At 70.2% G+C, this 14,095-nt stretch carries 7 protein-coding genes; 6 read left to right on the top strand and 1 reads right to left on the bottom strand.

Going from position 1 to position 14,095, the window contains the following annotated elements; genetic code table 11:
- Positions 1-62 precede the first annotated feature (62 nt).
- The 6 genes from MPE_RS12875 to MPE_RS12850 all read left to right on the top strand — a co-directional run bounded on the left by MPE_RS12875 (position 63) and on the right by MPE_RS12850 (position 12,265).
- Positions 63-2,603, top strand: coding sequence for a DNA internalization-related competence protein ComEC/Rec2 (locus MPE_RS12875; protein WP_011830139.1), 2,541 nt, complete (start codon positions 63-65; stop codon positions 2,601-2,603).
- Between the two features lie 36 nt (positions 2,604-2,639).
- Positions 2,640-6,149: a transglutaminase family protein gene (locus MPE_RS12870; RefSeq protein WP_011830138.1), complete on the top strand. Its 3,510-nt coding sequence runs from the start codon at positions 2,640-2,642 to the stop codon at positions 6,147-6,149.
- Between the two features lie 17 nt (positions 6,150-6,166).
- Positions 6,167-8,839: a circularly permuted type 2 ATP-grasp protein gene (locus tag MPE_RS12865; RefSeq protein WP_011830137.1), complete on the top strand. Its 2,673-nt coding sequence runs from the start codon at positions 6,167-6,169 to the stop codon at positions 8,837-8,839.
- A complete protein-coding gene (locus MPE_RS12860; protein ID WP_011830136.1) occupies positions 8,817-9,776 on the top strand; it encodes a transglutaminase family protein in 960 nt (319 codons plus the stop codon). The genes MPE_RS12865 and MPE_RS12860 overlap by 23 nt, the downstream gene beginning before the upstream one ends.
- A 72-nt stretch (positions 9,777-9,848) precedes the next feature.
- Positions 9,849-11,285, top strand: coding sequence for a circularly permuted type 2 ATP-grasp protein (locus MPE_RS12855; protein ID WP_011830135.1), 1,437 nt, complete (start codon positions 9,849-9,851; stop codon positions 11,283-11,285).
- Positions 11,286-11,308: 23 nt separating this feature from the next.
- Positions 11,309-12,265: an alpha-E domain-containing protein gene (locus MPE_RS12850; RefSeq protein ID WP_011830134.1), complete on the top strand. Its 957-nt coding sequence runs from the start codon at positions 11,309-11,311 to the stop codon at positions 12,263-12,265.
- Positions 12,266-12,331: 66 nt separating this feature from the next.
- On the opposite strand, the gene MPE_RS24910 is transcribed toward MPE_RS12850, so the two are convergent.
- Complete coding sequence (locus MPE_RS24910; RefSeq protein WP_011830133.1) at positions 12,332-13,909, bottom strand: methyl-accepting chemotaxis protein; 1,578 nt, start codon at positions 13,907-13,909, stop codon at positions 12,332-12,334.
- Positions 13,910-14,095 lie beyond the last annotated feature (186 nt).

Below are 14,095 nucleotides of genomic sequence, written 5' to 3'. Positions count from 1 at the left end.
GGGCCGTCACCCCAGTCGTGGAGGGCCTGCCGATCGGCGCATCGGCTTCCTACACTCGGCCGATGCCCTCGTCTCCATCGCTGCCGGGCCTGCGCCTGCTGGCTGCCGGTGCCGGCGTGGTGCTGGGATCGTCCCTGCAGCTGCAGCAGGCCCAACTGTGGCTGCCGGTCCACTACGCCGCACTCGCGGTGCTGGGCCTCGCGGTGTCGAGGCTCCTGTTCGGCCTCGATCGTCGCGGTCCACTGCGAAGAAGCGTCCACGCGCTGACGCTGGCCGTCCTGACCGCGCTGACCGCGGTGAGCTTCGGTGCGACAGGCCTGCGCGCCGGCTGGCGTCTGGCCGAGCAACTGCCGGCCGAACTCGAGGGGCGCGATCTCGCCGTGATCGGCGTGATCGCCGGGCTGCCGCAGCGCTCGGCCGAGGCCTGGCGCTTCCACTTCGAGCCTCGCTCTGCGCGCATCGGCGACCGCGTGATCGAGCTGCCGTCCCGCCTGTCGCTCGGCTGGTACGCCACACCCGACGGCCCCGAATTGCCCGCGCTGCGCGCCGGCCAGCGCTGGCAGCTGATGCTGCGCCTGAAGCGCCCGCATGGCCTGTCGAATCCGCACGGTTTCGACTACGAGCTGTATCTCTTCGAGCAGGGCGTGCGCGCGACCGGCTCGGTGCGTGCGGTGCGCGACACGCCCAACCGCCTGCTCGGAGACGGCGAGGGCCACGTCGTCGATCGCCTGCGGCAATCGGTGCGCGACGCGATCACGGCGCGTGTGGCCGATGCCTCCTCAGCCGGCGTGCTGGCCGCGCTGGCGGTGGGCGACCAGGCTGCGATCGAGCGCGACGACTGGGCGCTCTATCGCCAGACCGGCGTCGCACACCTCATGTCCATCAGCGGCCTGCATGTCACGATGTTCGCGTGGCTCGCGGGCTTGGGCGTCGGCGCACTGTGGCGGCGCAGCCGCCGTGCGATGGGGATGTGCCCGACACCGCTCGCTGCGCGCTGGGGTGGCCTGACGGCGGCCTGCGCCTATGCGGTGTTCGCCGGCTGGGGCGTGCCGGCGCAGCGCACGGTGCTGATGCTGGCCAGCGTCGTCGTCCTGGGAGCAGCCGGATTGCGCTGGAGCTGGCCGCTGGTCTGGACGGCCGCCATGGTGGTCGTGACCGCGATCGATCCCTGGGCCCTGCTGCAGCCGGGCTACTGGCTGTCCTTCGCGGCCGTGGGCCTGCTGCTGGCCTCGGGCGAGGCGCGTGGGCTCGTCGCGGCGACCAGCGGGCTGGCGACCGCACCGACGCGGCTGCGCTGGCAGGGCGTTGCGGAGTGGCTGGTTCGGCTGCTGTCGGGCGGCCTGCGCACGCAGGCCATCGCGACGCTGGGTCTTGCGCCCTTGACGCTGGTGTTCTTCCAGCAGTTGTCGCTGGTCGGCTTCGCCGCCAATCTGGTCGCCATTCCGATCATCACGCTCGGCGTCACGCCGCTGGCGCTGTTGGGCGTGCTGCTGCCGCCGCTGTGGGGGCCGGCCGCCTGGACGGTGGCGCAGCTGAACGCCGGCCTGCAGTGGCTCGCCACGCCGGACTGGGCGGTGTGGTCCGTGCCGGCCGCCACACCGTGGGCCGCGGCCTGCGGCCTGCTCGGCGCCGCGCTCGCCCTGCTGCCGCTGCCCTGGACGTCGCGCGCGCTCGGCCTGCCGCTGTTGCTGCCCCTGCTCGCGCCCGCTGTGCCGCGGCCGGCGGAGGGCGCCTACGACATGACGGTGATCGACGTCGGCCAGGGCACGTCGGTGCTGTTGCGCACCGCGCGCCACACGCTGCTCTACGACACCGGGCCGCAGTACTCGCGCGAGTCCGATGCCGGCGGGCGGGTGCTGCTGCCGCTGCTGCGCTCGCTCGGCGAGGAGCGCCTCGACCTGCTCATGTTGAGTCACCGCGACAGCGACCACGTGGGCGGCGCCGGCGCCGTGCTGCGCGGCCTGCCGGTAACGCGCCTGGCGAGTTCGCTCGAGGCGAGCCACGGCCTGCTGGCGCTGGCCGGCACGCTGGGGGTCGATCGCGAGCCCTGCGTGGCGGGCCGGCGGTGGACCTGGGACGGCGTGCAGTTCGAGCTGCTGCACCCGACCGCCGAGGCGCTGGCGTCGGCGGAGCAGGTGAAGCCCCGGCCCAACACCCTGAGCTGCGTGCTGCGGATCGGCGGCCGCTGGAGCGGGCAGGCGCACACGGCACTGCTCACCGGCGACCTGGAGCGCGAGCAGGAGGCGCGCCTGGTGGCCCAGCATGGCGGGTTGCTGGCGAGCGAGGTGCTGCTGGTGCCTCACCACGGCAGCAAGACCTCGTCCAGCGCCGCCTTCCTCGACGCCGTGGCGCCACGCGTGGCGGTCGTGCAGGCCGGCTATCGCAACCGCTTCGGCCATCCGGCGATGGAGGTGCTGGCGCGCTATGCCGAACGAGGCATCTCGGTGGTGGACAGCCCGCGCTGCGGCGCCTGGCACTACGGCCCGGCGGGCGCCGCCTGCTGGCGCCCACGGGTCCGGCGCTATTGGCATCATCCCGACGCAGACAGCACGCACAATGGCGTGGAAGTTGCTAACCCTGTCGGGCCGGAATCGACCGACTGACACCGGCACGCACTGCCCGCCCCGAAGGAGAGTCTCTTGTCGATTCATGTCGCGCTGAACCACGTCACGCACTACCGCTATGACCGGCGCGTTGCGCTCGGCCCCCAGGTGGTCCGCCTGCGCCCGGCGCCGCATTGCCGCACGCCCATCCTCAGCTACTCGCTGCGGGTCGAGCCCGCCGATCATTTCGTCAACTGGCAGCAGGATCCGTTCGCGAACTACCTCGCGCGCCTGGTGTTCCCCCAAAAGACCACCGAGTTCAAGATCACCGTCGATCTCGTCGCCGAGATGTCGGTCTACAACCCCTTCGACTTCTTCCTCGAACCCAGCGCCGAGAACTTTCCCTTCAGCTACGAAGAGGGCCTCAAGCGCGAGCTCGCGCCCTACCTGGTGGCCGGCGAACTGACGCCGCTCTTCAAGGCCTTCGTCGACAGCGTGCCGCGCAAGACCCAGCGCACCATCGACTTCCTGGTCGGCCTGAACCAGCGCTTGCAGAGCGACATCAGCTACCTGATCCGCATGGAGCCCGGCGTGCAGACGCCCGAACAGACGCTGGAAAACCGCTCCGGCTCCTGCCGCGACACCGGCTGGCTGATGGTGCAGGCGCTGCGCCACATGGGCCTGGCGGCGCGCTTCGTGTCGGGCTACCTGATCCAGCTCAAGCCCGACGTGAAGGCCCTCGATGGCCCCAGCGGCGCCGAGGCCGACTTCACCGACCTGCACGCCTGGTGCGAGGTCTACCTGCCAGGGGCCGGCTGGATCGGCCTCGATCCCACGTCAGGCCTGATGGCCGGCGAGGGCCACATCCCGGTGGCCTGCACGCCCGAGCCGTCGAGCGCGGCGCCGGTGGAGGGCGGCGTCGACGAGAGCGAGGTGGTGTTCACCCACTCGATGAGCGTCACCCGCATCCACGAATCGCCGCGCGTCACCAAGCCCTACACCGAGGCGCAGTGGGGCGAGGTGCTGTCGCTCGGCGAGCAGGTCGACCAGCAACTGAAGGCGCAGGACGTGCGGCTCACGCAGGGCGGCGAGCCGACCTTCGTGTCGGTCTACGACCGCGAGGGTGCCGAGTGGAACACCGCCGCGCTCGGCCCGACGAAACGCGGCTTTGCCAACGAGTTGGTGCAGCGCCTGCGCGCGCGCTATGGCGAGGGCGGTTTCCTGCACTTCGGCCAGGGCAAGTGGTACCCGGGCGAGCAGTTGCCGCGCTGGGCGCTCAGCATCTTCTGGCGCGCCGACGGCGAACCGTGCTGGATCGACCCGACGCTGTTCGCCGACGAGCGCCAGCCCACCGGCTACAGCGAGGTCGAGTCCAAGGCCTTCATCGAGCTGCTGGCGCGCAAGCTGGGCCTCGCCACCGACTACATCCAGGCCGGCTACGAGGACACCTGGTACTACCTGTGGCGCGAGCGCCGCCTGCCGGTCAACGTCGACCCCTTCGATGCGCGGCTCGACGACGAACTGGAGCGTGCCCGCTTGCGCAAGGTGTTCGACCAGGGGCTGACCAAGGTCGTCGGCTACATGCTGCCGATCAAGCGCGAACCGGGCGCGCCCGGTCTGGCCGGACCGAGCTGGACCACCGGCCCTTGGTTCTTCCGCGACGAGCGCATGTACCTGATGCCGGGCGATTCGCCGATGGGCTATCGGTTGCCACTCGATTCGCTGCCCTGGGTCACGAAGGGCGACTACCCCTATCTGATCGATGCCGACCCCTTCGCTCCGGCCGCACGCCTGCGCTCGGTGGCTGCGCTGCGGGCGCAGTACGGCGAGCATGCCTTCCGTGGGCCCGACGCCGATGCGTCCGGATCGGAGGGCGGCGGCGCCACAGGCGATGGCGGCGCTTCAGCGCGGTCCGGGACAGCGATGGGTGATGCCGGCGGCCTGGGCGGTGCACCGGGTGCTGGGCAGCCGGCCGGTGCGGGTGCTGGTCTCGGCGCGGGTGCGAGCAGGTCGCCGCGCACTGCCATGGCCCGCCGCGGTCTGACGCATGCGCCGGCGCGCTTCGAGTCGGCTGCGTGGATCACGCGCACCGCGATGTGCGTCGAGGTGCGGGGCGGCATCCTCTACGTCTTCATGCCGCCGCTGGAACTGCTGGACGACTACCTCGACCTGCTGGCCGCGGTGGAGGCCACGGCGGAGGCGCTGGGCATCAAGCTTGTGCTCGAAGGCTATCCGCCGCCGCGCGACGCGCGGCTGAAGATGCTGCAGGTGACGCCCGATCCCGGCGTGATCGAGGTCAACATCCACCCGGCGTCCAGCTGGGAGCAACTGGTCGATCACACCGAGTTCCTGTACGAGGCGGCGCACGAGACGCGCCTGTCGACCGAGAAGTTCATGCTCGACGGCCGCCACACCGGCACCGGCGGCGGCAACCACTTCGTGCTGGGCGGGGCGACGCCGGGCGACAGCCCCTTCCTGCGGCGGCCCGACCTGCTGGCCAGCCTGCTGGCCTATTGGCACAACCACCCCAGCCTGAGCTACCTGTTCTCGGGCATGTTCATCGGGCCGACCAGCCAGGCGCCGCGCATCGACGAGGCGCGCAACGACCAGGTGTTCGAGCTCGAGATCGCGCTGAAGGAGATCGAGAACCAGACCTCCCGCTTCGGGCAGGTGCCGCCGTGGATGGTCGACCGGACCCTGCGCAACATCCTGATCGACGTCACCGGCAACACCCACCGCGCCGAGTTCTGCATCGACAAGATGTACTCGCCGGACGGCCCCACCGGCCGCCTCGGACTGCTGGAGCTGCGCGCCTTCGAGATGCCGCCGCATGCGCGCATGAGCCTCGTGCAGCAGTTGCTGCTGCGCGCGATGATCGCGCGCTTCTGGCACACGCCCTACACCGGCGGCACCACCACGCGGCTCACGCGCTGGGGCACCGAGCTGCACGATCGCTTCCTGCTGCCGACCTTCGTGCAGATGGATTTCGCCGACGTGCTGGCCGAACTGCGCCAGGACGGCTTCGCGTTCGATCCGGCCTGGTTCGCGCCGCACTTCGAGTTCCGCTTCCCGATCATCGGCGAGGTCACGGTGGCCGGCATCGAGCTGACGGTGCGGACCGCGCTCGAGCCCTGGCACGTGATGGGCGAGGAGGGCGCACCCGGGGGCATCGTGCGCTATGTCGATTCGTCGCTGGAGCGCGTGGAGGTCAAGGCCACCGGCCTCAACGGCAACCGACACGTCGTCACTGTCAACGGCTGGTCGCTGCCGCTGCAGCCCACCGGACGGGTCGGGGAGTTCGTGGCCGGGGTGCGCTACAAGGCCTGGGCGCCGCCGTCCGCGCTGCACCCCACCATTCCCGGCCATGCGCCGCTCACCTTCGACATCGTCGACACCTGGATGAGCCGTTCGATCGGGGGCTGCCGCTATCATGTGGCGCACCCCGGTGGTCGCAACCATGACAGCTTCCCAGTCAACGCCTACGAGGCCGAAAGCCGACGGCTGGCGCGCTTCTTCAAGCTCGGCCACACGCCGGGCAAGATGAAGGTCCAGCCGGCCCAACCGAGTCGCGAGTTCCCCTTCACCCTCGATCTGCGCCACCTCTGAGTCTCGATCCCGCCGCCGTGCAGCAGTCTTCGCTCGAATTCGACGCTTCCGGCGGCTGGCATTCCGATGCGGTGCTGCACGGCGTGCTGCACGCCGCGCGGCGGGCCGACCCGGGCCACTACGACGAGCTGCTGCAGGACACCGGACAGGCGCTGCGCGATCGCTGGCAGCGTTTCTTCGAGCTGCTGGGCGCCGATGGACTGAGCGGCCTGGACCGGCGCGCCGGCCAGATCGCGCAGCAGATCCACCGCAACGGCGTCACCTACAACGTCCACCAGCCGGCCGGTGTCGGCGGCGAGAGCATCAAGCGGCCCTGGTCGCTGGGTGTGCTGCCACTGCTGATCGAGCCGGCCGACTGGCAGGTGATCGAAGCCGGCATCGCCCAGCGCGCCCGCCTGCTCGAGGCCATGCTGGCCGACTGCTATGGCCCGCAGCGCCTGCTGCACGAGGGCCTGCTGCCGCCGGCGCTGGTGCTCGGTCACCCGAGCTACCTGCGCCCGCTGCACGGCGTCGTGCCGGCCGGTGATGTGAGGCTGCATGTGCTGGCCTTCGACATCGCGCGAGGGCCCGGTGGTGAGTGGTCGGTGGTGTCGCAACGCAGCCAGGCGCCGTCCGGGTTGGGCTATGTGCTGGAGAACCGGCTGATCGTGTCGCGCCAGTTCCCCGAGGCCTTCCGCGAGCTGCGCGTCGAGCACATCGCCTCCAGCTACCGCAGCCTGCTCGACTCGCTGCTCGGCCCGGCCTCGGTGATCGCCGCGGCCGACGGCGGCGCCACGCCGCGGCTCGCGCTGCTGACGCCGGGGCCCTACAACGAGACCTATTTCGAGCAGGCCTACCTGGCCCGCTACCTCGGCCTGCCGCTGGTCGAGGGCGGCGACCTGACAGTGCGCGACGACCGCCTCTACCTGAAGACCGTGCAGGGCCTGGAGCCGGTGCACGGCCTGCTGCGGCGGCTGGACGACATCTGGTGCGATCCGCTGGAGCTGCGCGCCGATTCCGCCCTGGGTGTGCCGGGCCTGCTGCAGGTGCTGCGTGCCGGCCGGTTGGTGATGGCCAATGCGCTGGGGACCGGCTTCGTCGAGTCGCCGGGCGTGCTGGGCTTCATGCCGGCGATCTCGCGGCGCCTGCTCGGCGAGCCACTGGCACTGCCGGCGCTCGCGAGCTGGTGGTGCGGCGAGGACGCCGCCTGGCAGGCCACCCGCGGCGAGCTGGCGGCGCGCGTGATCCGGCCCACCTACCAGGGCGTGCGAAGCCGCAGCTTCGAGCCGCAGATCGGCGGCACGCTGCCGTCGGCTGCGCACGAGCAATGGCGCGCGCGCATCGACGCCGAACCCGATGCCTACACGCTGCAGCGCTACCTGCCGTTCTCGCAGACGCCGTGGTGGGAGTCGGGCGCGTTCCTGCCACGCACGGCGATGCTGCGTGTCTATGCCATCGCCGACGGCCGCGGCGGCTACCGCGTGCTGCCCGGCGGCATGACGCGCATCGCCGCGCGCGATCCGCACATCGTGTCGATGCAGCACGGCGGCGCCAGCCTCGACACCTGGGTGCTGCGCGAGGGCGCGGTCGATACCTACTCGATGCTTCCGCAGCGCCTGCGGCCGGAGGAGATCGCGGTGCACCAGCGGCCGGTGTCGAGCCGCACCGCCGAGAACCTGTTCTGGATGGGTCGATACACCGAGCGCACCGAGCAACTGGTGCGTCTGGCGCTGGCCACCGCGGCGCTGGTCGAGGACGATGACGACACGCCGTCGGCGGTGCTCGACGCCATTTCCGAGCTGACGCAACGCAGCGGCCTGGGACCGACCGGTGTGCCGTCACTGACGCAGTCGCCGCGGGTGTTCGAGCGCTCGGTGGTGGCCGCGCTGGCCGATCCCGAAGACCACCACAGCATCGCCTACAACCTGGCGGCGCTCGACCGCGTGGCTGGGTCCTTGCGCGAGCGCCTGTCGACCGAGCACGGGCGCCTGGTCCGCTCGATGGTCGAAGACTTCCACGCCCGGCTCACGCGGGCGCTGATGCCGGCACCCGCCGGCACCGACGACGACGAAGGCGAGAACGAGCGGGCGATCCCGGCCGTGCCCGGGCTCGCCACCGACGCGATGCGCGGTGCGCTCGAGCACCTGGCGAGTCAGCTCGCTGCGGTCACCGGCGCGCAGAGCGACCGCATGACGCGCGACGATGGCTGGCGCCTGCTGACGATCGGCCGCCAGGCCGAGCGCCTGATCACGATGAGCGGCACGCTGCGCTGCTTCTTCGAGGACGGTGCGGTGCACAGCGCGCATGGCTTCGACCTGCTGCTCGACCTGTTCGACAGCAGCCTGACCTACCGCGCACGCTATCCGGGCCGCCAGGAGGCGCTGGCGCTGCTCGACCTGCTGGTCATCGACCCGGCCAACCCCCGCGCGTTGGGCTGCGTGCTGCGCCGCCTGCGCACCGAGCTGGCCAAGCTGCCCGGCAGCGCGGGCTCGGTGGAGGAGATGCTGGGCCTGCTGCCGCCGTTCGGCGTCGGCACGACGCTGGTCGATCTGTGTCGCAAGGCCGGGCCGGGCCAGGAAGCGGTGGTCGACGACGAGCTGGTGGTGGCACTCGCCGACCGCCTGGCCGATGCCGGCGCGCGGCTCTCCGATGACGTGGGGCGACGCTATTTCGCGCTCGCCGGCCTGCATGAACAGCATCTTTCGGTCTGAGCCGCCGGCGCCCCTGCCGCGCCCGGCCGACGCCCTGCACGGGCCGGTCGAGCTGGAGGTCGTGCACGTCACCGAGTACCGTTATTCCAGCCCGGTCGAGCTGGCGCAGCACATTGCCGTGCTGCGGCCGCGTGACGACGCCGCACAACAACTGCTGGGCTTCGAGATGGAGATCGAGCCGGCGCCGGCGCAGCAGCACGACGACCGCGACGTCTACGGCAACAGCCGCCGCGTGTTCACGCTGACGGCTTCGCACCAGCACCTGCGGGTCTGCGCCACCAGCCGCGTGCGTGCCCACGCGCCCGCGCGCTCCGACGCCGCGGCGCTGCCCTGGGAGGCCTGCCGCGCCCACTGGCGCTACGAGTCGGGCCGCCCGCTGGACGCGGCGGTCGAGTTCACCTTCCCGTCCACGCTGGTGCCGCACCACGCGGCGCTGCGCGACTGGGCCCTGCCGTCCTTCCCGCCGGGCCGCGGCATCGACGAGGCGGCCACCGAGCTGATGCACCGGCTGCACGCCGATTTCACCTATGCGCCGCACAGCACCGAGGTCGGCACCCCGGTGCTGCAGGCCTTCGAGCAGCGGCGTGGCGTGTGCCAGGACTTCGCCCACGTGATGATCGGCAGCCTGCGGGCGCTGGGCCTGTCGGCCCGCTATGTCAGCGGCTACCTGCTGACCGAGCCGCCGCCGGGCCAGCCGGTACTGCAGGGTGCCGATGCCTCGCATGCCTGGGTGGCGGTGGCGGTGCCGCGCGAGGACGGCTCGGCCGATTGGCTGGAACTCGACCCCACCAACGACTGCGAGGCCGGTCTGACCCATGTGCGCCTCGCACTGGGGCGCGACTATGCCGACGTGACGCCGCTGTGCGGCGTGATCCGTGGTGGCGGCCGCCACCAGCTCGACGTGCGCGTGGGGACGCGCGTGGTGCCTGCGGCATGATCGGTTCGCGACGGACCGGGATGGCTGCTTGGCACAATCTCTGCTAGCTCCAGTCTCAGCGTGGGAGACACGATGAAGAAGTTCTACGACGAGATGCATGCCAGCGGCGACAAGGTGCGCGAGCACTACGCCGGCTACGAGCGCTGGCTGGCCCAGCAACCGCACGAGTCCATGAAGGGGCACCGCGACGAGGCGGAGATGATCTTCCGCCGCGTCGGCATCACCTTCGCGGTCTACGGTGCCAAGGACGAGGACGGCTCCGGCACCGAGCGGCTGATCCCCTTCGACCTGATCCCGCGCATCATTCCCGCGCAGGAATGGCGCGAAATGGAGAAGGGCCTGAGGCAGCGCGTCAACGCGCTCAACCGCTTCATCCACGACGTCTACCACGACCAGGAGATCATCAAGGCCGGCATCGTGCCGGGCGAGCAGGTCTTCAAGAACGCACAGTTCCGCCCCGAGATGATGGGTGTGGACGTGCCGGGCAACGTCTACTCGCAGATCGCCGGCATCGACATCGTGCGGGCTGCCAACCCAGACGGCTCGGGCAACTACTACGTGCTCGAGGACAACCTGCGCGTGCCCAGCGGCGTGAGCTACATGCTCGAGAACCGCAAGATGATGATGCGGCTGTTCCCCGAGCTGTTCAGCAGCCACCGCGTGGCGCCGGTCGCTCACTATCCCGACCTGCTGCTCGACACCCTGCGCGCCGTGGCGCCGCCCGGCGTGGCCGAGCCGACCGTGGTGGTCATGACCCCGGGCATGTACAACTCGGCCTACTTCGAGCACGCCTTCCTGGCGCAGCAGATGGGCGTGGAGCTGGTCGAGGGGCAGGACCTGTTCGTCAAGGACAACTACCTGTACATGCGCACGACCCAGGGGCCGCGCCGCGTCGACGTGATCTACCGCCGCATCGACGACGACTTCCTCGACCCCAAGGCCTTCCGCGCCGACTCGACGATCGGCTGTGCCGGCCTGCTGTCGGTCTACCGCGCCGGCAACGTGAACCTGTGCAACGCCATCGGTACCGGCGTGGCGGACGACAAGTCGATCTACCCCTACGTGCCGAAGATGATCGAGTTCTACCTCGGCGAGAAGCCGATCCTGAACAACGTGCCGACCTACCTGTGCCGCGAGAGCGAGGACCTGCAGTACGTGCTGGCCCACCTGGGCGAACTGGTCGTGAAGGAAGTGCACGGCGCCGGCGGCTACGGCATGCTGGTCGGCCCGGCCGCCAGCAAGGCGGAGATCGAGGAGTTCCGCACGCAGCTGGTCGCGAACCCGAGCAACTACATCGCGCAGCCCACGCTCGCACTGTCGACCTGCCCCACCTTCGTGGAGAGCGGCATCGCGCCGCGCCACATCGACCTGCGGCCCTTCGTGCTCTCGGGCAAGACGGTGCAGATGGTCCCGGGCGGCCTGACGCGGGTGGCGTTGAAGGAAGGGTCCCTGGTGGTCAACTCGTCGCAGGGCGGCGGGACCAAGGACACCTGGATGCTCGAAGCGTGAGCCGGGCCTGAGGAGACACGACCATGTTGTCAAGAACCGCAGACCACCTCTTCTGGATGGCTCGCTACACCGAGCGCGCGGAGAACACCGCCCGCATGCTCGACGTGAACTACCAGACCTCGCTGCTGCCGCAGTCCAGCGAGGCCACCGAGCAGGGCTGGCGCGGCCTGCTCAGCATCAGCGAGCTGACGCACGACTACCACCGCCTGCACGACAACCTGAATCCGCACGATGTCATGGAGTTCATGGTGTGCGACGAGTCCAATCCGTCGAGCATCCACTCCTGCCTGCGCGCGGCGCGCGAGAACGCCCGTGCCGTGCGCGGCACGCTGACCACCGAGGTCTGGGAGACCGCCAACACCACCTGGCTGGAGTTCAAGCGCCTGATCGCCAACGGTAGCTTCCGGCGCGACCCGGCCGATTTCTTCGAGTGGGTGAAGTTCCGCTCGCACCTCTCGCGCGGCGTGACGCTGGGAACGATGCTGCAGGACGAGAGCTTCCACTTCCTGCGCATCGGCACTTTCCTCGAACGAGCCGACAACACCGCACGCCTGCTCGACGTGAAGTTCCATGGCGCGCAGTCCGAGTTCTTCGGCGTGCGCGAGCAGCGTGAGCCGGTCGAAGTCGACTTCTACTACTGGAGCGCGATCCTGCGTTCGGTGTCCGGCTTCGAGGTCTACCGCAAGGTCTACCGCAACGTGATCCGCCCCGAGAAGGTGGCCGAGCTGCTGATCCTGCGGCCCGACATGCCGCGCTCGCTTGCCGCCTGCATGGACGAGGTGGTCGGCAACCTGAAGATGGTGGCCAACGAGCAGAGCGGCGAGACGCTGCGCCGCGCCGGCCGGCTGCGCGCCGACCTGAGCTTCGGCCGCATCGACGAGATCCTCGCCACCGGCCTGCACGCCTTCCTCACGCAGTTCCTCGACCGCGTGGGCGACCTGGGCATCGGCATCAGCCGCGACTTCCTGGTGCCGGTCTGACGCGGCGGCGGCCCTTGTGGGCTGCGTGGTGCGGAGGAGAGGAGGGCCGGGCCTTCTGGCGGTCGATCAGAAGGACGTGGTTCGCAATGAGCCTTCGATCCTGAACACGCTGACCAGATCGGCCAGCGTGGCGGCTTGGTGCTTCAGGCTCTCGGCCGCCGCCGCGCTTTCCTCCACCAGCGCGGCGTTCTGCTGCGTGACCTGATCGAGCTGGTTGACCGCGTTGCCGATCTGGCTGATGCCGCCGCTCTGCTCGACGCTGGCGGCGCTGATCTCGCTGATCAGGTCGTTCATGCGCTGGACCTGGGCAACGATCTCGTTCATCGACTGCCCGGCATCGTTCACCAGCCGAGAGCCGGTGCCGACCTTCTCGACGCTGTCCTCGATCAGGGCCTTGATCTCCTTGGCCGCCTCGGCGCTGCGCTGCGCCAGGTTGCGCACCTCACCGGCCACCACCGCGAATCCGCGCCCCTGCTCGCCGGCGCGGGCAGCCTCCACCGCCGCATTGAGCGCCAGGATGTTGGTCTGGAACGCGATGCCGTCGATCACGCCGATGATGTCGGAGATCTTGCGGCTCGATTCGGTGATCGCGCCCATGGTGGCCACCACCTCGGACACCACGCTGCCGCCGTGCGCCGCGGCGCCCGAGGCCGAGCCGGCGAGCTGCGTGGCCTGGCGTGCCGTGTCGGCGTTCTGCTTCACCGTCGCGGTCAGCTCCTCCATGGAGGCGGCTGTCTGCTGCAGGTTGCTCGCCTGTTCCTCGGTCCGCTGGCTCAGGTCGGCGTTGCCGGTGGCGATCTGCGCCGACCCGGTGGCGATGCAGTCGCTGCTGTTGCGCACCCGGCCCACGATGTCCGCCAGGCTGGCCTGCATGGCGCCGAGCGAGGCCAGCACGCTGCCGCGCGGTGCGTCCGCGGCGCCGTCCACCCGGCTCAGGTCGCCCTGGGCGACGCGTTGCGCCACCGTGCCCAGTTGACCCGGTTCGGCCCCCAGCGCGCGGGTCAGGCTGCGCGTGATCAGCGTGCCCGACACGGCGGCCGACAGGAAGGCGATCACGCAGCCGAGGATCAGCAGATTGCGGTGCAGCAGGTAGTCGGCCTCGGCCGTTTCGGTGAGCTGCACCGCGCGGCTCAGCGTGTAGTCGCGGTAGTCGTCGGATGCCTTGACCAGCGCGGCCAGCAGCGGGCGGCAGTCGGCATTCATGCGGGCGATGGCCGCGTCGTGCTGGCCGGCGGCGGCGAGCCTCACGATCTCCAGTGCGACCGGCCCGTAGGCTGCCTTGATGCGGTTCATCTCGGCCACGAGACTGCGCGCCGTCTCCGGCAGGTCCGCGGCCCGGGTCACCAGCTGATTCAGCGTCCCGAGGTTCGCCTGCACCGCTTCATGCGCCGCGACCACCGAATTCTGTTCCGCGGCCAGATCCTCGGCCTTGCGGACGAGCACGAGGTTGCGCGCCGCGATGGCGCGGCGGTCCACGGCTGCGCGCACATCGGCTGCCGCCTGTGCCCGGGCATTGACGCCGTGCACGTAGTCGACGAACTGGTCGTGCTCCTCGGCGAGGGACTTCATCGCCAGTCCGGCAACGAACAGCACGAGCACCGAGAGTCCGCCGAAGGTCAGGCTCAGCTTGGTGCGGACGGTCATGGGGGTCAGATTCACAGGCCACCTCATAAAGAATGCTTATTGACAGCTATCGATCGATTCAAAAGATGATCGACGAGGATGTCGGTCCGTGAAGCGGTGAAGTGAAGCTGAAATATCAGTCAGACTTACGCGGGCCTTGCATCCGACCGGGCGTCCGTGTCGGATGTCACGTCGATCAGCGAATCG

The organism is Methylibium petroleiphilum PM1, assembly GCF_000015725.1.
Taxonomy (GTDB): Bacteria; Pseudomonadota; Gammaproteobacteria; order Burkholderiales; family Burkholderiaceae_C; genus Methylibium; species Methylibium petroleiphilum.
Note: the sequence above shows the minus strand (reverse complement) of the source record. Positions and strands in the feature narration are given on the sequence as shown.

Coding starts and splice junctions, on each gene's coding strand:
- MPE_RS24910 (WP_011830133.1), bottom strand. CDS start 13,909: ATGACCGTCCGCACCAAGCTGAGCCTGACCTTCGGCGGACTCTCGGTG.
- MPE_RS12855 (WP_011830135.1), top strand. CDS start 9,849: ATGAAGAAGTTCTACGACGAGATGCATGCCAGCGGCGACAAGGTGCGC.
- MPE_RS12875 (WP_011830139.1), top strand. CDS start 63: ATGCCCTCGTCTCCATCGCTGCCGGGCCTGCGCCTGCTGGCTGCCGGT.
- MPE_RS12850 (WP_011830134.1), top strand. CDS start 11,309: ATGTTGTCAAGAACCGCAGACCACCTCTTCTGGATGGCTCGCTACACC.
- MPE_RS12860 (WP_011830136.1), top strand. CDS start 8,817: ATGAACAGCATCTTTCGGTCTGAGCCGCCGGCGCCCCTGCCGCGCCCG.